Here is a 22711-nt window from a genome sequence, read left to right as displayed (position 1 = left end):
AATGATCCCCGCGTCTTCAACCTTTGGTGAGGATTAGGGCAAAGCCAGCGGGGCATCAAGATGACCGACCAAGAAGCATTGTTCGCCGGCGACGATCCCTTCGCCCTTGCCCGCGCGTGGCTGGCCGAGGCGCAGGCGGCCGAGCCGAACGATCCGAACGCCATCGCGCTGGCGACCGTGGACGCGGACGGCATGCCCGACGTGCGCATGGTGCTGCTGAAGGACATCGAGCCGGGCGCATTCGTGTTCTATACGAACTATGACAGCGCCAAGGGCCGCCAGATCGCGGCGTCGGGCAATGCGGCCTTTGTGATGCACTGGAAATCGCTGCGCCGCCAGATCCGTGTGCGCGGCCCCGTCGCGCGGGCCGAGGGCGCCGAGGCGGACGCCTATTACGCCAGCCGCGCGCTGCAATCGCGGATCGGCGCGTGGTCCAGCCGGCAAAGCCAGCCGCTGGAAAGCCGCGCGGCGCTGGTGGCCGAGGTGGCGCGACAGGGTCTGCGTCACGGGCTGAACCCGCCGCGGCCGCCGTTCTGGGGCGGGTTCCGCATCACGCCCGTCCAGATCGAGTTCTGGGCCGACGGCGCCTTTCGCCTGCACGACCGCTTCCAGTGGCGGCGCGAAAGGCCGGGCGCGCCGTGGACGGTCACGCGCCTGCAGCCCTGAGGGTGATTGCGTTTGCGCGCCCGCCCGGTCAGGCTTGCGCGCAAGGCAGCAGGGCAGGGGACGCGGCGATGCAGATGACTTGCTTTTCCCGGATGCGGGCAAACGCGGCCGCGGCCGCCCTGGCGCTGGCGGCCGCGGGACCGGCCGCCGCGGCGACGGTCTGCGCGCCCGGCACCGCGACGATCCTGCCCCCGACCGGGGACACCCCGCTGGCGCAGATCGCGGTCGAGATCGCCGACACGCCGCAGGCCCGCGCGCAAGGGCTGATGGGACGCGAGGCGCTGCCGCAGGGACAGGGCATGCTGTTCGTCTATGAGACGCCGCAGCCGACGGCGTTCTGGATGAAGAACACGCTGATCCCGCTGGACATGCTGTTCTTTGACGCGACCGGCGTCCTGCGCCGCATCCATGCCAAGGCCCGGCCGCACGATCTGACGCCGATCTTCGGCGCGGCAGCGGACGATCCCGATCCCGACCGGCTGCTGGTCCTGGAACTCGCCGGGGGCGAGGCCGCGCGGCTGGCCCTGACCCCCGGCGCAAGGCTGGCCCACCCGTCCGTTCCCCAGCAAGGCGCGGTCGCGCCCTGTCGGTGAAGTTTCCGCTTTCCGACCGCGCGCACCCCGCCTAAAAGGGCGGCGGTCCGGGGCGTGGCGCAGCCTGGTAGCGCGACGGTTTTGGGTACCGTAGGCCGGAGGTTCGAATCCTCTCGCCCCGACCAATGTTCCAGACAGATGCGGCATGTTTCGGCGGCGCGGTCCGACCGCCGCCTGGCTGGGTGGAAACCCATGGAAAAGGCGCGCCGGGTTTCCCCGGCGCGCCTTTTGCCTTTCGTCCGCCCGCTGCGCCTACGTCCTTGGCGCGGGTGTCGCCTCGACGGGGGCGTGGGCCGCGGGCTTCTTGCGCCCGAACAGCCGCAGCACCCACACGAAGAACACCGGCACGAAGAAGACCGAGAACACGGTCGCCGCGATCATGCCGCCGATGACCCCGATGCCGATGGCGTTCTGGCTGGCCGAGCTTGCGCCCGTCGCCGTGGCCAGCGGCACCACGCCCAGCGTGAACGCCAGCGAGGTCATCAGGATCGGCCGGAACCGCAGCTTCGCGGCCTCAAGCGCGGCGTCCCGCAGTGACTGGCCCTGCGCCCACAGTTCCTTGGCGAACTCGACGATCAGGATGGCGTTCTTGGCCGCCAGGCCCATGATCGTGATCAGGCCCACCTTGAAATAGATGTCGTTCGGCAGGCCCGCCAGCCACGCGGCCGCCACGCTGCCCGCCACGCCAAGGGGCACGGCCAGCATGACCGACAGCGGGATCGACCAGCTTTCGTAAAGCCCGGCCAGCAGCAGGAACACAAGCACGATGCTGAGCGCATAGAGCAGCCCTTCCTGCGCGCCGGCCTCGATCTCCTCCAGCGACTGGCCGGTCCATTCATAGCCAAAGCCCTGCGGCAGCGTCTGGGCGAGGCGCTCGATCTCGGCCATCGCCTCGCCGGTGGTGAACCCCGGCCCGGCGTTGCCCGAGATGCGGGCGGCCGGATAGCCGTTGTAGCCCACGACCTGCGTCGGCCCGTTCTGCCAGTGCACGGTCGCAAAGGACGAAAAGGGGACCATCCCGCCGTTCACGTTGCGCACGGTCAGGTCCAGCAGATCCTCGGCCGCCATGCGCGCCGTTTCGCCCGCCTGCACCACGACGCGCTGCAGCCGCCCCTGGTTCGGGAAGTCGTTGACATAGGACGACGCAAGGTTGTGCGAGATCGTGGCGTTGATGTCGGCGAAGGTCACGCCGAAGGTGTTGGCCTTTTCGCGGTCGATGGTCAGGATCACCTGCGCGGCCGCCGGCAGCCCCTCGACGCGGGCGCCCACGACGACGCCGGTTGCGGTCGCCTCGTCGATCAGCTGCTGGGTGGCGGCCTGCAGGGCAAGCTGGCCGTTGCCGCCACGGTCCTGCAGGCGGAAGCTGAAGCCCCCCGCGCTGCCCAGGCCCTGGATCGGGGGCGGCGACAGTGCGAATGCGCGGACGTCCTTGATGCCGAACAGCTGCCCGTTGGCCCAGTCCGCGATTTCCTGCGCCGACTGGTCGCGTTCGGCCCAGTCCTTCAGCGTGACGAACATCAGCGCCGCGTTGGTGCCCGACCCCGAGAAGCTGAAGCCGCGGATGGCGACGACGTTCTCGACGCCCTCGTGGCTGCCGAAGATCTGCTCGGCCTTCACGATCGCCTCGTCCGTGCGGTTGGCGGATGCGGCGGGCGGGGTCTGCAGGTCCACGAGGATGAAGCCCTGGTCCTCGTTCGGCAGGAACGAGCTGGGCAGCCCCGAGAACCCGTAGGCCATCGCGCCCACGATCCCCAGATAGACGACCATCACCAGCCCGCTGCGCCCGGTCATCCGCCGGACGGCGCCGGTATAGCCGCGCGTGGTCGCGTCAAAGCCGCGGTTGAACAGCCCGAACGGGCTGAAGCGGCCACGCTTTTCATGGTGCCCGGCGGCGATCGGCTTGAGGAAGCTGGCGCACAGCGCCGGCGTCAGGCTGAGCGCGAGGAACGCCGAGAACAGGATCGCCACCACCATCGTCAGCGAGAACTGGCGGTAGATGATCCCCGACGATCCGGGAAAGAACGCCATCGGGATGAACACGGCCGACAGCACCAGCGAGATGCCGACGATGGCCCCGGTGATCTGGCCCATCGCCTTGCGCGTCGCCTCGCGCGGGGGCAGGCCCTCGGTCGCCATGATGCGTTCGACGTTCTCGACCACGACGATGGCGTCGTCGACCAGGATGCCGATCGCCAGCACCATCGCGAACATGGTCAGCACGTTGACGGAAAACCCGACCGCGAACATGACCGCCAGCGTCCCCAGCAGCGCGACCGGCACCACCATCGTCGGGATCAGCGTATAGCGGACGTTCTGCAGGAAGATGAACATCACGACAAAGACCAGGGCCACCGCCTCGATCAGCGTCACCAGCACCTTCGAGATCGACTTCTCGACGAAGGGCGCGGTGTCATAGGGGATGGAATAGTCGATGCCCGGCGGGAAAAAGGCCGCCAGCTCGGCCATCGTCTCGCGCACCTCGGACGAGGTCGCCAGCGCGTTGCCCGTCGGCGACAGCTGGATGCCCACCGCGGCGCTTGGCTGGCCGTTCAGGCGCGAGGAAAAGCCATAGCTTTCGCTGCCCACTTCCACCTGCGCGACATCGCCCAGCCGCACGGTCGAGCCGTCGGGATTGGCCCGCAGGACGATGTTGCGGAACTCGTCCGCCGTGGTCAGCTGCCCCTTGACCAGCACGGTCGCGGTCAGCTGCTGGTTGATCGGGTTCGGGTCCGCGCCGATCTGGCCGGCGGCCACCTGCGCGTTCTGGGCGTTGATCGCGTTGGTGACATCGGCGCTGGTCAGGTTCAGGCCGGTCAGCTTGTCGGGGTCGATCCAGACCCGCATCGAGCGGCCGGCCGCGAACAGCTGGGCGTTGCCCACGCCCTCGATCCGGCGCAGTTCGCCCAGCACGTTGCGGGTCAGATAGTCGCCCAGATCGACCTCGTCGCGGGTGCCGTCCGACGAGGTCAGCGCGACCATCATCAGGAACCCCGACCCGGCCTGCTGGACGGTGATGCCGTTCTGCACGACCGAGCGCGGCAGGCGCGGCTCGACCCGGCTGACGGCGTTCTGCATGTCGACGGAGGCGGTCGCGATCTCGGTCCCGGCGGCGAAGGTGGCGGTGATCGTGATCATCCCCGACGCGTCCGAGGTGGATTCGAAATACCGGATCCCGTCGATGGTGTTCATCTCTTCTTCGATGGGCTGGGCCACGCCCTCGTACATCTCCTCGGGCGAGGCGCCGACATACATCGCGCGCACGGTGATCTGCGGCGGCGCGATGGACGGATACTGGCTGATCGGCAGGCCGGGCAGCGCGAGGATTCCCGCCAGCGAGATCAGGATGGCGATGACCCATGCAAGGATGGGCCGGCCGATGAACAGCTGTGCCATGTGCCGCCCCTCAGTTCGCGGCGGCGGGCGCGGGCGCCTCGTCCGACGGTTGATCGGGGGCGGGTTGCGCAGCGGGATCGGCCGGCGCATCGGTCGCAGGTTGGGCCGGGGCGGGTTGCGCGGCCGGTGCATCGGTCGCAGGCGTGGCGGCATCCGGCGCATCGGTCGCCGGTGTCGCGGGCGCTGCCGCGCCGTCGGGCGCGGCGGGCGTCGGCGTCGGATCGGCCGGGGCCACAGGCTCGGGCGCGACGGTCGCGCCCGGATACAGCTTCTGCGCGCCTTCGACGACCAGCGTGTCGCCGCTTTCCAGCCCGCTTCGCACCAGCCAGCGATCCTCGAGCGTGGCGCCCAGTTCGACCGGCCGCAGATCGACGGTGTTGTCGTCGTTCAGCACATAGACCTGCGCGTTGCCGCGCCCGTCGCGCAGCACCGCCTTTTGCGGGATCGCGACCGCGTGTTCGTTCACCGCCTGGATGATGCGCACGCGCACATACAGCCCCGGCAGCAGCTTGCCGTCGGGGTTGGGGAACTGGCCCCGCAGCGTGACCTGGCCGGTGGTCTCGTCCACGGCGGCTTCGGAAAACAGCAGCGTGCCCAGTTCCTCATAGGCGCTGCCGTCGTCGAACAGCAGCTGCACCGTCGCCTCGCCGGGCGCGGTGGCGGCCAGTTCGCCCGCGTCCAGCGCCCGGCGCAGGCGGAACAGTTCCGACGTGGACTGGGTAAAGTCGGCATAGACGGGATCAAGCTGCTGGATCAGCGCAAGATGCGGGCCGGCGCTGCTGACCAGCGCGCCCTCGGTCACAAGGGCGCGGCCGATGGTGCCGCTGATCGGCGCGCGCACCTGCGTGTAATCCAGGTTCAGCTGCGCCTCGGCCAGCGCCGCCTCGGCCAGCGCCACGTCGGCCTGGCCCTGCAGCACGACCGTCTCGGCGCGCTCGAACTCGACGGCGGCGGCGACGTTGCGGTCGCGCAGTTCGGTCTGGCGGCTCAGCTCGACCTCGGCGCTGGCCAGCGTGGCCCTGGCGCGCGCGACCGCTGCCTCGGCCGCCCTGACCTGCACCTCGAAGGGGGCGGCATCGATGCGGTATAGCACGTCGCCTTCCTTCACGGCGCTGCCCTGCTCGAACACCCGCTCTTCCAGGATGCCCGACACGCGGGGCCGCACTTCGGAAATCCGGGTCGCCGAGACGCGGCCCGGCAATTCGCTGATGATCGGCAGCGCCTCGGTCTGCACGGTCTGCACGCTGACGGGCGTCGGCGGCATCGCGGGTTGCTGGGCGCCGGCAGGGGCAGCCAGCCCGCACATCAGCATGGCGACGACGGCCAGGCGGGGGACGGGTTTGGTCATGTGTGGCTCGCTTCCTTGTCGGCGGCCTCGGGGACGGGCGCCAGATCGTTGAGATGGTCAGAGAGGCGTTCGATGATCGGCACCAGCGATTGCAGCCGCGCGGTGTCGTCGGGGCACAGCGCCTGTGCCATCAGGTCGGCGCGCGCCCGGTGGATGCGGTCCAGCGCCTCGCGCCCCGCGCGGCCGATGGCGATCATCCAGACGCGCCCGTCGGCCGGGTCGCGGTGCCGCTCGATCAGGCCGGCGGCCTCGAGCGTCTGCAGGCGGGGCGTGACGGTCGAGACCTCGACCCCGTGCAGCGCGGCGATGTCGCTGATGCGCATGGGGCCAAGCGTGTGGACGTAATCCAGCAGCGCCCACGATCCGGCGGGCAGCCGGTGGCCCGTCCCGCCCGCGATCTCGGCCACGATCCGGCGGTTGCCGAACCGTATGACCAGCGACCACAGCGCCCGTTCAAGCCGTGCGGTGTCCGAATCCGTCTTCACCCGTTCGCCTTTCGGAAACCGGGGCAGGGCCGCGGCTGCGGCCTCCCCAAGGGCGCAAATCTAGGGGCGCAGGGCGGAAATGTCCAGATGCTTTGGACTATCAAAGTAACTCGGGGGTCAGTTGGACCGCCACTTGAAGGGGCAGGGGCCGCAGAACCGAACGCTGCGGCCGTGCCGCCCGCTGCCGTTCAGGCCGCGTCCAGCGCCGCGACGATCTGGGCGAAATCCGCACCCTTCAGGCTGGCGCCGCCGACCAGCGCCCCGTCCACGTCGGGCAGGGCAAAGATCGTGGCGGCGTTCGACGGCTTGACCGACCCGCCATACAGCAGCCGCATGCCCGCCCCGTCGCCGAACCGCGCCACCAGGGCCGCCCGCATCGCCGCGTGGACTTCGGCGATCTGGTTGTCGGAGGGCGTGCGGCCGGTGCCGATGGCCCACACCGGTTCATAGGCGATGACGGTGTTGTCGGCGGTGGCGCAGTCCGGCACCGAACCGGCGAGCTGGCGCGCGATGACGTCCAGCGTCTCGCCCGCGTCGCGCTGCGCCTCGGTCTCGCCCACGCAGACGATGCTGCAAAGCCCGGCGCGGTGGGCAGCGGCCGCCTTGGCGGCGATGGCGGTGTCGGTTTCGGCATGATCGGCGCGGCGTTCGGAATGGCCGACGATGACATGGGTGGCGCCCGCGTCGCGCAACTGCTCGGCGGCGATGTCGCCGGTGTGCGCGCCGGCGCCTGCTGCGTGGCAGTCCTGTCCGCCGACCGCGATGCCGCCGCCCTTGATGCGCGCGACCATCGGGTGGATCAGCGTCGCGGGCGGGCAGATCAGGATTTCGCAGGCGGCGTCGGGGCAGGCCGCCGCCAGCGCATCCAGTTCGCCAAGGCCGGCCAGCGACCCGTTCATCTTCCAGTTTCCGGCGGCAAGCTTGCGCATCGTGATCTCTCCCCTTCGGCTGCCCGCCGGGCCTAGCCTGCCTGCGCGGGGCGGATCAAGGGGGCGTCAGCCGGCGGGTCAATCAACCGGCGGCGGGCGCGATCGGTTCGAAGCGGATCGACTCGCCGCAGCCGCAGGTGTCGGTGACGTTGGGGTTCACGAACTTGAACCCGCTGTCCAGCAGCCCGGTCTGATAGTCGATCTGGGTGCCGAACAGGAACATCTGCGCGGTGGGCGCGATCAGCACGCGGGCGGCGCCCTGTTCGACGACCTCGTCGCCGGGGGAGGCCGCGTCGGCCAGTTCCATCGTGTATTCCATGCCCGCGCAGCCGCCTTTTTTCAGGCCGATCCGCAGGCCCTGCGCCTGCCGTTCGGCCATCAGCCGCGCGATGCGCGCCTCGGCGGCCGGGGTGATGCTGACGGGGGGCTTGCCGGGGATCGAGAACATGAGGGGGGCCTTTCGCGCTGCCCTTCAAGATAGGGACGACGCGGCGCAGTCTCAAGTCGTGGCGGCCTGCGCCGCGCGCGCCTTCGTGCGCCCCGCTCCGTGCCCCGTTGATTTGTTCAGCCGGCCAAGATGCCTCATCGTCCGACCGCTGCCAGCCGCGGCAGGTCTGCCGCGCGTGCGGGATGCCGGCGGCTGGTCCTGGCGTTCAGGGAAGCGGGATGAACTCGTCGCGGTCGTCCGGGGGCAGATCGAACCGGCCCTCGCCCCAGCGGGCGGCGCGCCATTCCTCCTTGGCGGCCTGAAGCCGGTCGCGCGACGAGGACACGAAGTTCCACCAGATATGGCGCGGCCCGTTCAGCGTCGCGCCCCCCAGCGCCATCAGCCGCGCGCCCTGCGGCCCGGCGGCCACCGTGATCCGGTCGCCGGGGCGGAAGACCATCATCTGGCCAGCCTCGAACAGCTGCCCCGCGATGCTGACCGATCCCTCGGTGATATAAAGGCCGCGGTCCTCGTGATCGTCGGGCAGTGGAAAGCGCGCGCCGGGCATCAGCGTCACGTCCAGATAGAACGTCTCGGAATAGAGCGTCGCGGGCGCCTTCTCGCCATAGGCGGTGCCCAGGATCAGGCGCGCATCGACGCCGTCGGCCGTGATCTGCGGCAGCGCGCCCGCGCCATGATGCTCGAAGATCGGCTCCATCTCCTCACGGTCCTCGGGCAGGGCGATCCAGGTCTGGATGCCATAGAGGCTGTGCGGTCCCTGCCGCCCCGTGGCGCTGGTGCGTTCCGAATGGGTGACGCCCTTGCCCGCGACCATCCAGTTGACCGCGCCCGGCAGGATCACCTGATCGCTGCCAATGCTGTCGCGGTGGTGGAAGTCGCCGCGATAGAGATAGGTCACGGTCCCGAGGCCGATATGCGGATGCGGGCGGACGTCGATGCCCTGCCCGGTCAGGAACTCGGCCGGGCCGGCCTGGTCGAAGAAAATGAACGGGCCGACCATCTGGCGTTTCGGCGCGGGCAGGGCGCGCATCACCTCGAACCCGCCAAGGTCGCGGGCGCGCGGGATGATCAGGGTCTCGATGGCGTCCACGCCGACCTCGTCGGGGCAACCGGGCTCGAATGCGGGGTTCCAGCTCATCTGTCGATCCTTGTGACTATGGCGGGCAGTCAGGATGATATTCGTTCTTCTGAAACGATCAACATCCAAGGCGTTCTTGCTGGCCGAACGCTGCTTTCGGGGGGAAACTGCTGGACAAGCGCCGGCGACGATCCCACGCTGGCCGGGATTTCCCTGCGGGAGCGCGTTTCATGACGACATTCCGCCCAGGCGTTGACGCGGACGAGGCTGGCCGGTGACGACGGGCATCCACCACGTCACCGCGATCACCGGCAACGTTCAGCGGAACGTTGATTTCTACGCGGGCTTTCTGGGGCTGCGGCTGGTCAAGCAGACTGGCGGCTATGAGGATGCCGAGCAGCTGCACCTGTTCTATGGCGACCGGCTGGGCAGCCCCGGATCGGTCGCCACCTTCCTCGTCTGGCAGGACGGCGCGCGGGGCCGCGTGGGACTGGGACAGGTCAGCGAGATCGCCCTTGCCATCCCGCCCGCCAGCATCGGCGACTGGCTGCAACGCGCTATGGCCGCCGGGGTGCCCGTCACCGGCCCTGCGCGCGAGTTGGGCGAGACGGTGCTGCGCCTGCGTGACCCCGACGGGATCGTCGTCAAGCTGGTCGGCGCGGACCTGCCCGCCACAGCGCCCTTGCCCGATCCGATTGCGCCGACACGCATCCGTGCGGTCACGATCCTGACCGAGGATGCCGCGGCCACGGCCGGTTTTGCCGCACGCTTCGGCTATCGCGTGGTGCTGCGGGACGGCCCTTTCACCCGGATGCAATCCGACACGGACGTGATCGACCTGCGCCAGTCGGCGGGCTTCGTGACCGGCGGTCCGGGCGCGGGGGTGATCGACCATGTCGCCTTCCGCGCGCCGGACGCGGATGCCGTGCGACGGATTCGGCTGGACCTGCGCGGCCATGACGGCGCGACCAACGTCCACGACCGCAAGTATTTCCTGTCGCTCTATGTGCGCGAACCGGCGGGGACGCTGTTCGAATACGCGACCGATGGCCCCGGCTTCACGGTGGATGAAGACCCGGAGCATCTGGGCGAGGCCCTGATGATCCCGCCCCATGACGCAGCCCGCGCGGAGGATCTGCGCCTGATGCTGCCGCAATTCGCCCGGCCGGGCGAGGAAAGGATGCCGATGCGCGATCTGCCCTTCGTTCACCGCTTTCATGCCCCCGACGATCCCGACGGGACGGTGGTCGTGCTGCTGCACGGCACCGGGGGGAACGAGGCCGACCTGATGCCGCTGGCCGCGCGCCTGAACCCGCGCGCGACGCTGCTGGGGGTGCGGGGACGGTCCACCGAGGAAGGCATCACCCGCTGGTTCCGCCGCTTCGATGCCGTGACCTATGACCAGGACGACATCCGCGCCGAGGCCGAAGCCTTCGCCGGCTTCGTCGAGGGCGCGGTCAGGGGCTATGGCCTCGACCCGGCGCGAATGACCTGTCTTGGCTATTCCAACGGCGCCAATCTGCTGGGCGCGATTTTGCGGCTGCATCCGGGCGTGATCGGCCGCGCGATCCTTCTGCGCGGGATCGAGGTGCTGGAGGACGCACCCGCCGCCGAGCTGCCGGGCACGCAGGTGCTGCTGCTGACCGGCGCGCGCGATCCCTTCGCGCGCATGGCCCCGGCGCTGGAAGCCTCGCTGAAGGCCGCCGGCGCTGATCTGGACGCGCGGCTGATCGACGCCGGACACGAACTGTCTGCGCAGGATCTGGACATCGCCAAGGGCTGGCTTCTCACACAAGCCGGGACGGCGGGCGGGGCGACGCCATGATCCCGCCGACCCAGCGCAGGACCCCGCTGATCCTGCCCTTCTTGGGGCCGTTCTACGACTGGATCGCGCGGCCGCTGGCCTATGTCGCGCTGCGCGTGGTGGTCGGCGGAATGCTGGTGATCGAGGGATGGCCCAAGATCACGGCGCCCTTCGCGATGGCGGGGTTCACCGAAGGCATCGGCCTTTATCCCGGCTGGCTGTGGTCGGCGGCGCTGGCGGTGCTGCAGTTCGCGGGCGGGTTGATGATCCTCGCAGGCTTCCTGACCCGGCCGGTGGCGCTCGCCAGCGCGGTGATGCTGGCGGTGACGCTGTGGTTCCATGTCACGCATCCCTATGGCGCGGCGATCCTCTCGCCCGAGGGCGTGACCGCGCTTGGCGGCAACGCGGCGCTGTTCACCGCCGACGGGCTGCGCAACCTCGGTGCCGATGGCGGCGCGGGGTTCCTGCACCAGGTCCAGTTCAAGGCCGAGGGGTTCTCGGCGCTGTGGACCGTGGCGGCGCTGCTGCTTGCCGCCTTCGGCGCCGGTCCGCTGTCCGTGGACCGCACCCTTCTGAAACGGGAGTTCTGACATGGCCGACATCACCATCACCAAGGAGGACGGCGCCCGCCGCGGCCGTTATGCCGCGCGCGTTGGCGGCATCGATGCCGAGGCCGAGCTGACCTTCACCCATCGCGGCCCCGGCATCATCAGCGCCGATCACACCGGCGTGCCGGACGCCCTGGGCGGCCAGGGCGTGGGCAAGGCGCTGGTCGAGTTCATGGTCGAGGATGCGCGGCAGGCCGGGTTCCGCATCATCCCGCTGTGCCCCTTCGTGCGCAAACAGGCCGCGCGCCGCCCCGAATGGGCCGATCTGTTCACCACCCAGCCCGCCACAAACCCGTAAGCACATGATGGCCAAGTCCTGGCCGAACCGCTGCGCGACCCGGCGACCGATTTCCTGCTGACGCCCGAGAACTGCGCGTCGGCGGTGATCGACGATCCGGCGACACAATACGGTCGATGCGCGGACTTGGCGCATCATGACAGCTGCCGGGGCAGGGGCAGGCCGCCGGATCGCCCCGGCGGCCTTGGTTTCGTCAGATCAGACGAGCGGTTTCAGCCCGGCCTCGATCTGCGCGCGGCGCGGTTCAAGGAAGGGCGGCAGCGACAGCGCCTCGCCCATCGTCTCGAACGGCTCGTCCACGGCAAAGCCGGGGGTGTCCGAGGCGATCTCGAACAGGATGCCGTTCGGCTCGCGGAAGTAGAGCGAGCGGAAGTAGTAACGCTCGACCTCGCCCGAGGAGGGGATGCGGAACCTGTTCAGGTGCTGCGCCCAGTCGTGGATCGCGGCCGCGTCCGGCACGCGGAACGCGACGTGATGGACCGCGCCCGCGCCCTGCCGCGCGACGGCCAGGCCGGGCTGCACAGCCACGTGCAGTTCCGCCGCGGGGCCGCCCTCGCCCATCTCGAAGACATGGACCTGCCCCTGCCCGTCGAGACTGGCATAGTCGCGGACGCGGCGCATGTTCATCACCTGCGTCAGCACCGCTTCGGTCGGCGCGAGGTCGGGGACCGAGATGGTGATCGGCCCGAGGCCGCGGATCTGGTGCTCGGCCGGGACCGGGCTGCGGTGCCACGGGTGGCTTTCGCCGAGGCGGTCGGCGGTCAGGCGGAAGCGCTTGCCCTCGGAATCCTCGAAGTCGAGGCTTGCGCGGGTGTCCAGCGTCGCGATCTCGCCCACGGTCAGCTTTTCGTCACGCAGCCGCGCCGCCCACCAGTCGAGGCTGGCCTCATCCACGCGCAGCCCCGTGCGGCTGATCGAATGGGTGCCGCGCCGCTCGCGCGCCACGGGCCAGTCGAAGAAGGTCAGGTCCGTGCCGGGGCTGCCCGCGCCGTCGGCGAAGAACAGGTGATAGGCCGAGGTGTCGTCCTGGTTGACGGTCTTCTTGACCCGCCGCAGCCCCAGCCTCTCGGTATAGAAGCGGTTGTTGGCGGGCGCGTCGGCGGTGATGGCCGTCAGGTGGTGGATGCCGGTGAGTTGCATGTGGAACTCCTTTCGTTGCAGCCGATATCGGGGCGCGGCGTGCAAGCTGCCAGTCTGCGCGGGACGAAGCCGGCGTTCGGTGATTGCGAACGGCGGATGCGTCCGAAGCGGGCGGCGCCGATCCAGGAAATCTACACCGCCTTAAGGCACGCGGCGGATGGCTTCACCGACCGTCTGCGCGGAACCCGGCGGCGCGGGGTTTTCAGGCGCGCGGCGGGGCCGCTGGTGGCGGGGCGGGCGCGGATCGCGCCGCGGCTGCCCCACCGGATCAGCGACACCTTGCTGTTGCAAGACCACGTCCGGTACAAGCCCGTCGGGAACCCAAGGTCATTTCTCCCCCGACGTGCCGCGCGGGCTGGACACCTCTCGTGACAGCTCGATCAGATCGTCCAGATCGCGCCGAAGCTGTTCCAGCGCGAAGCCGATGCCGAACAGGCGGCCAAGATCGGCGGTCGGCAGGGTTTGCGTCAGGCCGGCGCGCTGCATCTCCTCCACGGCGATCCTGTAGTCCCGGACGGCCGAGGCGAGGGTGCTGAAGTCGTCCGGCACGTCCTGCCCGGCCAGCAGCCGGCAGATGCCCTGCAATGTCGCCGCGGCGCTCTCGACCGCGTGACGCCACGAGGCGGCGGCGCAATCGTGCAGGGCGACGTTGCCCGCCTCGCGCGCCGCGCGGCGGATCATGTCCACGTCATGGCGCACCCGCCTGAGGGTCCGCAACAGCCGCTGCCCGTCTGAAACCCGGGCGAGCCGCGCGCGCCTCTCGTGCTCGGCCTCGGCCACGAAGGCGTCAAGACGGATGAGGTTTTCCCGGATCTCCCCGGCCCTCCGGCCAAGCTCGGCCTGGCACCGGGCATCCCGCGATGCGAGTGTGCGGAGCTGTCCCGCCAGCAGCCGCGCCACCTGGCCCCCCGTCTCGACAACCGATCGGGACGCGCGGGCGGGCATGACCAGGATCGACACAACCAGTCCCACCGCGCATCCCAGGCCGACGCCCAGGATGCGGTCGGCGGCAAAGGCCAGCGGGCTGGTGTCAGGGTCGGGTCCGCCCAGAAGAACGATGGCCGCGGTGACGGGCGCGATCCGGTATCCGGGGGAAAGCGCCGCCAGCACCGCAAGAGGCGCCAGGGCGATCGCCAGCGTAAGCGCGCCGGACAGCGGATCATGCGCCAGGACCGCAAGGATGATCAGGGCCGCATAGACGCCGCCGGCCAGCGATCCGACGAACTGCTGGGTCGCCATCTTCAGCGAGCCGCCGACATTGCCTTGCGTCACCATGATCGCGGCAATGACCGCCGGAAGCGCCACCCGAAACCCGAGCGCATGGGCCGCGCCCAGTGCAAGGACGCTGGCGGTGGTCGTGCGCAGCGCATGGACCAGTTGCCAGCGATGCCGGGACAGCCAGCGTCTCATTTCGACTCAGGCGCCATGCAAGCGCCCGCACGCGGGTCAGGTCTTGTCGTGCCAAGGCTCGGGGCCGGATCGGTTTTCATCCTGGACCTTCTGAAGCGGGAGTTTCGCGGCAAGCCAATGGAATGCTCGCAGGGTTGTCGGTCTGCTCAGGCGATCAGCCGTCACGCTGGATTCGCCAGAGCTTACCCTCAACCCGTTTGCGCGACAGAGCGAGTGACATGATGTCGAAGAACACACAATATGGCCGCGAGACTCACGACTGCGAGCGGGAGGCATCGATGTTACTCAGCATGCATGAGCAGGAGCGGCTTATGGTCTACACGGCCGGCAAGCTCGCATTGGAACGCAAGGCCCGCGGCCTGAAGCTGAACCTTCCGGAAGCGACCGCGCTGCTGACGTCGTTCCTTCTCGAAGGCGCGCGGGACGGCGAGACGGTGACGGATCTGATGGAATGGGGGCGCAATGTCCTGAGCCGGGACGATGTCATGGAGGGCGTTCCCGAGATGATCGCCCAGATCCAGGTCGAGGCGACCTTTCCCGACGGGACCAAGCTTGTCACCGTGACGGAGCCGATACGATGACCAGAAAAGGCAATCCCTTCGCGGAGCTTTTGTCGGAAAACACGGGCGGCCCGAGGGCCAGGCACCCGACCGACGATCCGGGGCACGACTATGACCAGACAAGCGCCGAGGCCGAGGAGCGGACCAGGTCGTCCGGGGTCAGTTCCCCAAGCGAGCCACGCCGGCCCGGCGGCAATACGCGGCAGGCCCCCCGCCGGCATTCGGACGCGCCGCTGGATGACGAGGCCGAGCCGCTTATCCCCGGAGAGATCCTGTATTGCGAAGACGACGTCGTCATCAACGAAGGGCTGGAGGTCACGACCCTGCGCGTGACCAACACATCGGACCGACCGATCCAGATCGGGTCGCATTTCCACTTTGCCGAGGTGAACGCGGCGCTCGACTTCGACCGGGACGCCGCTTGGGGCAAGCGCCTGGCGATCCTGTCGGGCGGGGCCGAGCGGTTTGAACCTGGCGCGGTGGAGGAAGTGAAGCTGGTCCCGATCAGGGGGCGGCGCGTGGTGCTGGGCCTGCGCGGCCTCTGCGGCGGAGAGCTGGACAATGCAAAGGGTTGATCGTCGCGAATATGTCGCGTCCTACGGACCAACCAAAGGCGACCGGATTCGTCTCGCAGACACCTGCATCGTCATCGAGGTCGAGGAGGATCGCTCGGCCGGCGGTGACGAGGCCGTCTTCGGCGGCGGCAAGTCGATCCGCGAGTCGATGGGGCAGTCGGCCGCGACCCGCGCGCAGGGCACGCCGGATCTGGTCATCACCGGCGCGGTGATCCTCGATCACTGGGGAATCATCAAGGCGGACATCGGCATCCGCGACGGGCGCATCACCGGCATCGGCAAGGCCGGCAACCCGGATACGATGGACGGCGTCGATCCTGCGCTGGTGATCGGCCCCTCGACCGAGATCATGTCGGGAAACGGGCTGATCGCCACCGCCGGGGCGGTCGACACCCATGTGCATTTCGTCGGGCCGCAGATGCTGCAGCTGGCGCTGGCCTCGGGCGTGACCACCGTCACCGGTGGCGGCACGGGCCCGACGGAAGGGTCGAAGGCCACGCTCGCCACGCCCGGTTCGTGGTGGATGCAGCGGATGCTGGAAGGGTTCGATCCCTGGCCGGTCAACGTGCTGTTTCTCGGGCGCGGCAACACCATGTCCAAGGAGGCGATGTGGGAGCAGCTGCGCGGCGGCGTCGGCGGCTTCAAGGTGCATGAGGACTGGGGCTCGACCCCCGCGGTGATCGACGCCTGCCTTTCGGTGGCCGAAGAATCGGGCGTGCAGGTGGCGATCCACTCGGACACCCTCAACGAGGCCGGCTTCGTCGAGGACTTGCTTCGCGCCGTCGCGGGCCGCACCTTCCACGCCTTCCATACCGAGGGCGCGGGCGGTGGGCATGCCCCCGACATCATCAGGATTGCCGGTGAGCGGAACGTGCTGCCCGCCTCGACCAACCCGACGCGGCCCTTTACCCGCAACACGGTGGCCGAGCATCTGGACATGGTCATGGTGGCCCATCACCTGAACCCGCAGATCCCCAACGATCTGGCCTTCGCCGAAAGCCGCGTTCGCGCGGGCACCATTGCGGCGGAGGACATCCTCCAGGATCTGGGGGCGATCTCCATCATGTCGTCGGATGCGCAGGCCATGGGGCGTATCGGCGAGACGGTGATGCGGACCTGGCAGACCGCGCATCAGATGAAGAAGCTGCGCGGATCGCTGCCCGGCGACGGCCGCGCCGACAACCACCGCGCGCGGCGCTATGTGGCGAAATACACGATCTGTCCTGCCGTCGCGCATGGTCTGGAGCGCGAGATCGGCTCGATCGAGGTCGGCAAGAAGGCCGACATCGTGATGTGGCAACCGGCGCTGTTCGGGATCCGGCCTCATACGGTGTTCACCGGCGGCATGGTGGCCAGCGCGGCCCTTGGCGATCCCAACGCCTCGATCCCGACGCCGCAGCCGGTGCTGGCGCGGACCGGCTTCAACGTCCATTCCCCTGCGGCGGGGGCGACATCGGTCGCCTTCGTGTCGCAGGCGGCGATTGACGACGGGTTGCCGGACCGGATCGACACCAATCGCCGCTTCATCGCAATCGAGAACACACGTGGCCGCACCAAGGAGGACATGCCCGAGAACACCGCAATGCCGCGCATCGAGGTCGATCCCGACACCTATGCGGTCAGGATCGACGGCGAACTTGCCGATCACGAGCCTGCGGACGTGGTGCCGATGGCGCAGAGATACTTCCTGTTCTGAATGGAAAGCCTCGGGTCGGGAGGACAGGCGGCGCTTCTTCTGCTTGCCGACGGGCGCTTGCCGGCGGGTGGCTATGCCCATTCGGGCGGTCTGGAGCCTGCGGTCGCCGCGGGCCGGGTGGCGGATGTGGCCGGGCTGGAAAGGTTTCTGATCGGGCGCGTTGAGACTGCCGGATCGATCGCCGCCGCCTTCGCAGCCGCAGCTTGCGCGCGCGCGGGACGCGGCAACCTGTCTGATCTTGCCGAGTTGGAAGCGGAACTTGACGCGCGCATCCCGTCGCCGGAGCTGCGCAAGGTGTCGCGCGATCTGGGGCGTCAGCTTCGGCGCGCCATGAACGGCATCCATCCACACCCGCATTTCGCGGCACTCGGGGCCGCGCCGCATCAGCCCGTCGTGATGGGCGTCGCGGCGGCGGTTTTCGGCTTGGGGCCGCGGGCCGCCGCACTGGCGATCCTGCACGAGAACAATGCCGGGGCGGCGGCGGCCGCCGCCAAGGTCATGCGCGTCGATCCTTTCGAGGTGCATGCCATCCTGGCCCGCATGACGGATCGGCTGGACTGCCTGGCCGCCGAGGCGGCAAAGGCGGCGGACGGCCCCACAGCCGACCTGCCCGCGTCCGGCTCGCCGCTGACGGATATCGCGGCAGAGCATCACAGGAGAAGCGATGTACGCCTCTTCGCTTCGTAAGGCGGCCTCGGGACGCCCGGGCGCGATGACCGCCCGCGCGGTGCTGGCAAGCGAGCTTGCCGCCAATGGCCGCGGCAGCCGGGTGAGAACCCTGCGCTCGGACGGCCCGCTTGTGCTGCGCCCCTGCCACCCCAAAGGCCCCGAGCCGCTGACCGACCGCAGGCACGACGTCGCGCGTGTCGCCCTGGCGGCAGGAACTGCCGGACCGCTCGGCGGTGACAGCTATGCCCTGGATGTGCAAGTCGGGGCGGGCAGCACGCTGGTGCTGACAGAAATCTCGGCAATGCTGGTCCTGCCTGGCCCGAGGGAAGGCCAGTCGCGCATGTCGATCACGGTGCGGGTGGACGACGGCGCGACATTCGTCTGGTGGCCCCAGCCGATCATCGCGGCCCGGCGCTGCGATCATCGCCACGATGTGCGGATCACCCTTGCCGAAAGCGCGCGCATGATCCTGCGCGAGGAGATGCTGCTGGGCCGCCACGGCGAAGCGCCCGGCGATTTCAGCGGCCGTCTTCGCATCACCCGAGGCCGCGCGGCGCTCTACGATCAACAGCTGCGCTTCGGACAGGCCTGGGATGGTTGGAACGGCGCCGCCGTTCTGGGCGATGCGGCCGCGGTCGGATCGATCGTGGCGGTGGACCCGTGCTGGACGGACATGCGCCCTCCGGCCTTGCCGTTCCACAAGGACGCGGCGCTGATGCCGCTGGCTGGTCCCGGCGTCGCCATCGGCGCGGTGGCGCCCGACAGCCTGGCGTTGCGCCATCTGCTGACACGCGGCCTGCACCAGCTCGGCCCGCCCTGGGCAATCTGACATGAAGGAGGACGAGAGATGACCGACGACAGGCAACCGCAAGAAACCCGCGCGCTGCGGCTGGGCGTCGCCGGCCCCGTGGGCACGGGCAAAAGCTCGGTGATCGCCACGCTTTGCAGGCACCTGCGCGACGAGTTCGCGCTGGGAGTCATTACCAACGATATCTACACGGACGAGGACGCGCGCTTCCTCAGGTCCGAAGGCGTTCTGCCTGAGGAACGCATCCGCGCTGTCGAGACCGGCGCCTGCCCGCACACGGCGATCCGCGACGACGTGACGATGAACCTGATGGCGGTCGAGGATCTGGAGCGCGACTTCGCGCCGCTCGACATCGTGCTGGTCGAAAGCGGCGGCGACAACCTGACCGCGACCTTCTCGCCGGCGCTGGTCGATGCGCAGCTTTTCGTTCTGGACGTGGCCGGCGGCGGCGACGTGGCGCGCAAGGGGGGGCCCGGAATCGCGCGCGCCGACCTGCTGGTCATCAACAAGATCGATCTCGGGCAGCATGTCGACGTGGACGTGGCGCAGATGGTCGCCGATGCCGAGAAGGCGCGGAACGGCGCGCCGGTCCTGCCGCTCTCGCGCAAGCGGCCGGAAACCGTGGAAAAGCTGTGCGACTGGGTGCGGCAACTGCACGCCTCGTGGACCGCCGGCGGTCACACCCCCGTGGACCCCGGCCCGATGGCGCCGCATCATCACGCCCCCGGCGACACCCACGATCACGATCACGGACACCGGCACGCCCCCGGCGACACCCACGATCACGATCACGATCACGATCACGATCACGGTCACGGACACACGCACGCCCACGGACACGCGCATTCGCATTCCCATTCGCACGACTGAGGATGCGACGCCACGACCTGCACTCCCTCGAGAAAGGACCATGACGATGAAACGACTGCTTCCCGTCCTCTGCCTCGGCCTCGCGGCGACGCCCGCGCTGGCCCATCTTCCGCATGGCCAGTATGGCTCTGTCGCGGCGGGCTTCTCGCACCCGCTCTTCGGGCTCGATCACATCCTCGCCATGATCACCGTCGGCCTCTGGGCCAGCCTGCTGGGCGGGGGGGCGATCTGGGCCGTGCCGGCCGCCTTTGTCGCGGTGATGATCGCGGGGTTCGGTCTGGCGCTGACCGGCGTCTCGCTGCCGCTGGTCGAGCCCATGATCCTTGCCTCGATCGTGGTGCTTGGCCTCGTGGTCGCGATGGCGGTGCGGCTGGACGTGCGGACCTGCGCCGCCATCGTCGCGGTTTTCGCGCTGTTCCACGGCTTTGCCCACGGCACCGAGCTTGGCGGCGCGGGGTCGCTGCGGTTCGGAACGGGCTTCGTGCTGGCGACGGTCTTGCTGCATGCCGTCGGCGTGGCGGTGGGGCTGGCCGCAGCCCTGATCGCAAGGCGCGGCGACGCGCGCGGCCGGGTCGTGACACGCGGCCTGGGGGCCGGCGCCGCGCTTGCAGGCGTCGCGCTGGCCTTCGGCTGAGGGCGGAGACGCCGGGACTGGCCGCGCGGCAAGCCGGTCGGCGTCCGATCGGCCGTCCTCGCGGGCGACCCCGCGTTCGGACGCGCTGTGAAAGATGCGGCCGACGTCCGGTCCCGGCAGGAAAGGAAATCCCGCGCAAGGGCAGTCCGCTATCATCCGCTTGGACCAATGATTCACCCCGCCTCCCCCCGAGGTCTGGGTAGCCCGGAACCAACAGCAAGGCTGGGCGATTAAGCAATGTTACAGCCAAGGAGATCCGAGATGCGTATTTTTGCCGCTGTCCTGCTGGGGGCCCTGCTTCCCACCACCGTCCTGGCCGCCGACACCCCGCCGCCTGCGGGGGCAATGAAGCTGTCTGCCGTGCTTGCTGCCCTGGAATCTCGCGTGGGCGACCAGCTTGCCTATATCGATGAGGCCGATTGGGACGACGATGGTTATTGGGAGGTCGAATACCGTGGCGCCGACGGAGCCGAGGTGAAAGTGAAGCTCGACGCGATGACCGGAGAGCCGCGACCCTGAAGCTGTCCCGTGTCCCTGCCTTGCAAGGCGGCGGCAAGGAACAAGGCGGATCGGGGCGGATAGTGTCTGCCCCGGTCTTCTTTGCGGGCCCGCACAAGACGTCTGGCGGCGCTGCTGGATGGGGTGAACGGCCCTGTCGAGGATGATGAAGTGTGGCGCTTTCGAGCCGATAGCCGAACATCTTCGCCATCCCGACACTGTCCGCCCCTGTCGGCTTGCCAACGACGTGACCTCGAGGGTCCAGGTCTCGGATCGCTTCCCTCGGCAGCCGCTGCTTCGCGCGACGACATTCTCGCATCCGGCCTTAACCCCCCGCGGCCACGCGGTGCGGCTGGGTGGATTCCAAGGCGACCTTCGCCCTGACGCGATCAAGGTTCCGATGCCCAAGGACGCGGCCTCAGCCCGCAAGTCCACACGAAACGACCGTTCCGCAAGCCGGCGGGTTCATGGATCAGGATTGCAGCACATGCCCGAAGCATCAGCCACCCGGCGCGGACTTGTCGTTGCCGGCAAGGGGGACTGATGCCCGCCACCACTGATCTGACCCTGACATTCCGGCGCGGCAGCCCTGACGACATCGTTGCCCGGCTGAACGACGGACATCCCGCGGACGTCGCGACCGTGCTGCAGCCGTTGCAGCCGCAAAGACGGTGGGAAATCCTCAAGGACGTCAGCCCCGACCGGCAGGCCGACGTGCTCTGCTATCTAAACCCCCGGTCCCGCGCGGCCATGATCCAGGTGATCCCGCAAAAGGATCTGGCCGCGATCCTTGCGGAAATGGACCCGGACGACCGGGCGGACGTCTATCATGAGCTGCCGGCCGGGTTACGCGAAGCGGTCATGCCGGCGCTTGCGCAGGCGGAACGCGAGGATGTCCGCCGGCTTGCTTCGTTCAAGGAGGGCACGGCGGGCGCGATCATGACCTCGGCCTATGCGGCGCTTTCGCCGGAACTTGACGCGGCCGACGCCCTGACCATGCTGCGCCACGAGGCTCCGGCAAAGGAAACGATCGACCCGGCCTATGTTATCGACGCGGACCGCAGACTGCTGGGTTCGGTGCGGCTGCGCGATCTCATCACCGCGCCCCCGGGCGGGACTGTTTCCGATCTCATGGACCGCAACACCCATGCCGTGGCGATAGACGAGGACATCGAGAATGCCGCGCGCCTGATCGCGCGCTATGACATCGTGGCGCTGCCGGTGATCGACAGCGAGGGGCGGCTTGCCGGCATCATCACCCATGACGATGCCCTCGACGTGATGGAAGCCGAGGCGACCGAGGATTTCCACAAGGTCGGCACCGTCGGGAAGATCGGCTCCAGCGTCGCGGATGCAACGATCCTGATGCTTTACCGGGCGCGGATCGGATGGCTGATGCTGCTTGTCTTCGGCAACATCTTTTCGGGCGCGGGCATTGCCCATTTCGAGGACACGATCGCCGCGCATCTTGCGCTGATGTTCTTTCTTCCCATCCTGATCGCTTCGGGCGGCAACGCCGGTTCGCAGTCCGCGACCCTGATGGTGCGCGCCCTGGCGACGGGCGACATCGGTCCCCGGGACTGGACGCGTGTGCTGGGGCGCGAGTTGGCGGTCGCTGTCCTTCTGGGGGTCAGCATGGCTGCAGCCATCGCCCTGATCGGCGTGGTCCGCGGCGGACCTCAGATCGCGCTTGTGATCTCGCTGTCCATGATCCTGATCGTGATCGTGGGCAGCCTGATCGGCATGGCCTTGCCCTTCATCCTGAGCAGGTTCGACATGGACCCCGCAACGGCAAGCACGCCCCTGGTCACATCCATCGCGGACGCGACAGGCGTGGTGATCTATTTTTCCATCGCTCAAACGATCCTGCCGCTGCCATGAGGGGGGCGAAACCGCGGCCGGGTTTCGCCGCGATCAACGTGCGATCCTTTCCGCCCTGGCACGGCCGCGACGGCCCGTTCAGCGGCAGTTTGCCGGGCAGGGCAGGGCGCGTCCGCCGCGCCGCAGGACATGGCCGGTGCCGCGCTGTTCTTGTGCCGCCCGGCGCCCGGTTGACCGTGTCGGCCGGCGGACCACGGGGGACGGGACTGACGCGGCTGCACACGCTGCGGCGTGGTCCTTCCCCGTTGAAAGGGAAAACGCCGGCCCCCCGAAAGGGCCGAAGACGCCGTTCCTGCCGCTGGCACGGCCGTTGTCCTGCC

Annotated in this window: 22 protein-coding genes and 1 tRNA gene; 15 read left to right on the top strand and 8 right to left on the bottom strand. The window is 69.1% G+C overall.

Annotation, left to right across the window (positions count from 1 at the left end; all coding sequences use genetic code 11):
• Positions 1 to 60: 60 nt before the first annotated feature.
• The 3 genes from pdxH to EPA64_RS07685 all read left to right on the top strand — a co-directional run bounded on the left by pdxH (position 61) and on the right by EPA64_RS07685 (position 1384).
• Positions 61 to 666 (top strand): pyridoxamine 5'-phosphate oxidase, encoded by a 606-nt coding sequence (pdxH, locus tag EPA64_RS07695; RefSeq protein WP_134725690.1) that lies wholly within the window; start codon positions 61 to 63, stop codon positions 664 to 666.
• 68 nt (positions 667 to 734) lie between these two features.
• Positions 735 to 1259, top strand: a complete 525-nt coding sequence (locus EPA64_RS07690) for a DUF192 domain-containing protein (protein WP_134725689.1) — start codon at positions 735 to 737, stop codon at positions 1257 to 1259.
• A 48-nt stretch (positions 1260 to 1307) separates the two neighbouring features.
• Positions 1308 to 1384, top strand: a tRNA-Pro gene (locus EPA64_RS07685).
• Between the two features lie 127 nt (positions 1385 to 1511).
• Here EPA64_RS07685 and EPA64_RS07680 read toward each other — a convergent pair.
• The 6 genes from EPA64_RS07680 to EPA64_RS07655 all read right to left on the bottom strand — a co-directional run bounded on the left by EPA64_RS07680 (position 1512) and on the right by EPA64_RS07655 (position 9000).
• A complete protein-coding gene (locus EPA64_RS07680) occupies positions 1512 to 4652 on the bottom strand; it encodes an efflux RND transporter permease subunit (RefSeq protein WP_134725688.1) in 3141 nt (1046 codons plus the stop codon).
• 10 nt (positions 4653 to 4662) lie between these two features.
• Positions 4663 to 6000 carry an efflux RND transporter periplasmic adaptor subunit gene (locus EPA64_RS07675; protein ID WP_134725687.1) on the bottom strand — a complete coding sequence of 446 codons (1338 nt, stop codon included), beginning with the start codon at positions 5998 to 6000 and terminating at the stop codon, positions 4663 to 4665.
• A complete protein-coding gene (locus tag EPA64_RS07670) occupies positions 5997 to 6485 on the bottom strand; it encodes a MarR family winged helix-turn-helix transcriptional regulator (RefSeq protein ID WP_167626619.1) in 489 nt (162 codons plus the stop codon). Before EPA64_RS07670 ends, EPA64_RS07675 begins: the two co-directional genes overlap by 4 nt.
• A gap of 188 nt (positions 6486 to 6673) precedes the next feature.
• The gene (tpiA, locus tag EPA64_RS07665) at positions 6674 to 7414 is read right to left on the bottom strand and encodes a triose-phosphate isomerase (protein WP_134725685.1); all 741 of its coding nucleotides are present in this window, start codon (positions 7412 to 7414) and stop codon (positions 6674 to 6676) included.
• Between the two features lie 82 nt (positions 7415 to 7496).
• Positions 7497 to 7862, bottom strand: a complete 366-nt coding sequence (locus EPA64_RS07660; protein ID WP_134725684.1) for a HesB/IscA family protein — start codon at positions 7860 to 7862, stop codon at positions 7497 to 7499.
• 205 nt (positions 7863 to 8067) lie between these two features.
• Positions 8068 to 9000: a pirin family protein gene (locus EPA64_RS07655; protein WP_134725683.1), complete on the bottom strand. Its 933-nt coding sequence runs from the start codon at positions 8998 to 9000 to the stop codon at positions 8068 to 8070.
• A 214-nt stretch (positions 9001 to 9214) separates the two neighbouring features.
• On the opposite strand from EPA64_RS07655, the gene EPA64_RS07650 reads away from it, so the two are divergent.
• Genes EPA64_RS07650 through EPA64_RS07640 form a run of 3 tightly spaced genes read left to right on the top strand, consistent with a single transcriptional unit; the run spans position 9215 to position 11650 of the window.
• Entirely contained in the window at positions 9215 to 10765 is a 1551-nt protein-coding gene (locus EPA64_RS07650; protein WP_134725682.1) for a VOC family protein, read from the top strand.
• Positions 10762 to 11334, top strand: coding sequence for a DoxX family protein (locus EPA64_RS07645; RefSeq protein WP_134725681.1), 573 nt, complete (start codon positions 10762 to 10764; stop codon positions 11332 to 11334). The genes EPA64_RS07650 and EPA64_RS07645 overlap by 4 nt, the downstream gene beginning before the upstream one ends.
• A 1-nt stretch (position 11335) precedes the next feature.
• Entirely contained in the window at positions 11336 to 11650 is a 315-nt protein-coding gene (locus tag EPA64_RS07640) for a GNAT family N-acetyltransferase (RefSeq protein WP_134725680.1), read from the top strand.
• A gap of 198 nt (positions 11651 to 11848) precedes the next feature.
• Here EPA64_RS07640 and EPA64_RS07635 read toward each other — a convergent pair whose 3' ends face one another.
• A complete protein-coding gene (locus tag EPA64_RS07635; protein ID WP_134725679.1) occupies positions 11849 to 12790 on the bottom strand; it encodes a ring-cleaving dioxygenase in 942 nt (313 codons plus the stop codon).
• Positions 12791 to 13117: 327 nt separating this feature from the next.
• Entirely contained in the window at positions 13118 to 14200 is a 1083-nt protein-coding gene (locus EPA64_RS07630; protein WP_134725678.1) for an FUSC family protein, read from the bottom strand.
• A gap of 278 nt (positions 14201 to 14478) precedes the next feature.
• Here EPA64_RS07630 and EPA64_RS07625 point away from each other — a divergent pair, with 278 nt between their 5' ends.
• The 9 genes from EPA64_RS07625 to mgtE all read left to right on the top strand — a co-directional run bounded on the left by EPA64_RS07625 (position 14479) and on the right by mgtE (position 22391).
• Positions 14479 to 14781, top strand: coding sequence for an urease subunit gamma (locus tag EPA64_RS07625; RefSeq protein WP_134725766.1), 303 nt, complete (start codon positions 14479 to 14481; stop codon positions 14779 to 14781).
• 212 nt (positions 14782 to 14993) lie between these two features.
• Entirely contained in the window at positions 14994 to 15335 is a 342-nt protein-coding gene (locus tag EPA64_RS16270) for an urease subunit beta (protein ID WP_167626627.1), read from the top strand.
• Entirely contained in the window at positions 15322 to 17031 is a 1710-nt protein-coding gene (locus EPA64_RS07615; protein WP_134725676.1) for an urease subunit alpha, read from the top strand. The genes EPA64_RS16270 and EPA64_RS07615 overlap by 14 nt, the downstream gene beginning before the upstream one ends.
• A gap of 126 nt (positions 17032 to 17157) precedes the next feature.
• Positions 17158 to 17718: an urease accessory protein UreF gene (locus tag EPA64_RS07610; protein WP_246026662.1), complete on the top strand. Its 561-nt coding sequence runs from the start codon at positions 17158 to 17160 to the stop codon at positions 17716 to 17718.
• A gap of 25 nt (positions 17719 to 17743) precedes the next feature.
• Positions 17744 to 18529, top strand: coding sequence for an urease accessory protein UreD (locus EPA64_RS07605; protein WP_167626618.1), 786 nt, complete (start codon positions 17744 to 17746; stop codon positions 18527 to 18529).
• A gap of 18 nt (positions 18530 to 18547) precedes the next feature.
• Entirely contained in the window at positions 18548 to 19378 is an 831-nt protein-coding gene (gene ureG / locus EPA64_RS07600) for an urease accessory protein UreG (RefSeq protein ID WP_134725673.1), read from the top strand.
• A 46-nt stretch (positions 19379 to 19424) separates the two neighbouring features.
• Positions 19425 to 20012, top strand: a complete 588-nt coding sequence (locus EPA64_RS07595; RefSeq protein WP_134725672.1) for a HupE/UreJ family protein — start codon at positions 19425 to 19427, stop codon at positions 20010 to 20012.
• Positions 20013 to 20273: 261 nt separating this feature from the next.
• Positions 20274 to 20531, top strand: a complete 258-nt coding sequence (locus tag EPA64_RS07590) for a PepSY domain-containing protein (RefSeq protein WP_134725671.1) — start codon at positions 20274 to 20276, stop codon at positions 20529 to 20531.
• Positions 20532 to 21053: 522 nt separating this feature from the next.
• Positions 21054 to 22391: a magnesium transporter gene (gene mgtE, locus EPA64_RS07585; protein ID WP_134725670.1), complete on the top strand. Its 1338-nt coding sequence runs from the start codon at positions 21054 to 21056 to the stop codon at positions 22389 to 22391.
• Positions 22392 to 22711 lie beyond the last annotated feature (320 nt).

The organism is Paracoccus luteus, from assembly GCF_004522155.1.
Classification (GTDB): domain Bacteria; phylum Pseudomonadota; class Alphaproteobacteria; order Rhodobacterales; family Rhodobacteraceae; genus Paracoccus; species Paracoccus luteus.
This window is presented reverse-complemented; position numbering and strand designations above follow the sequence as displayed.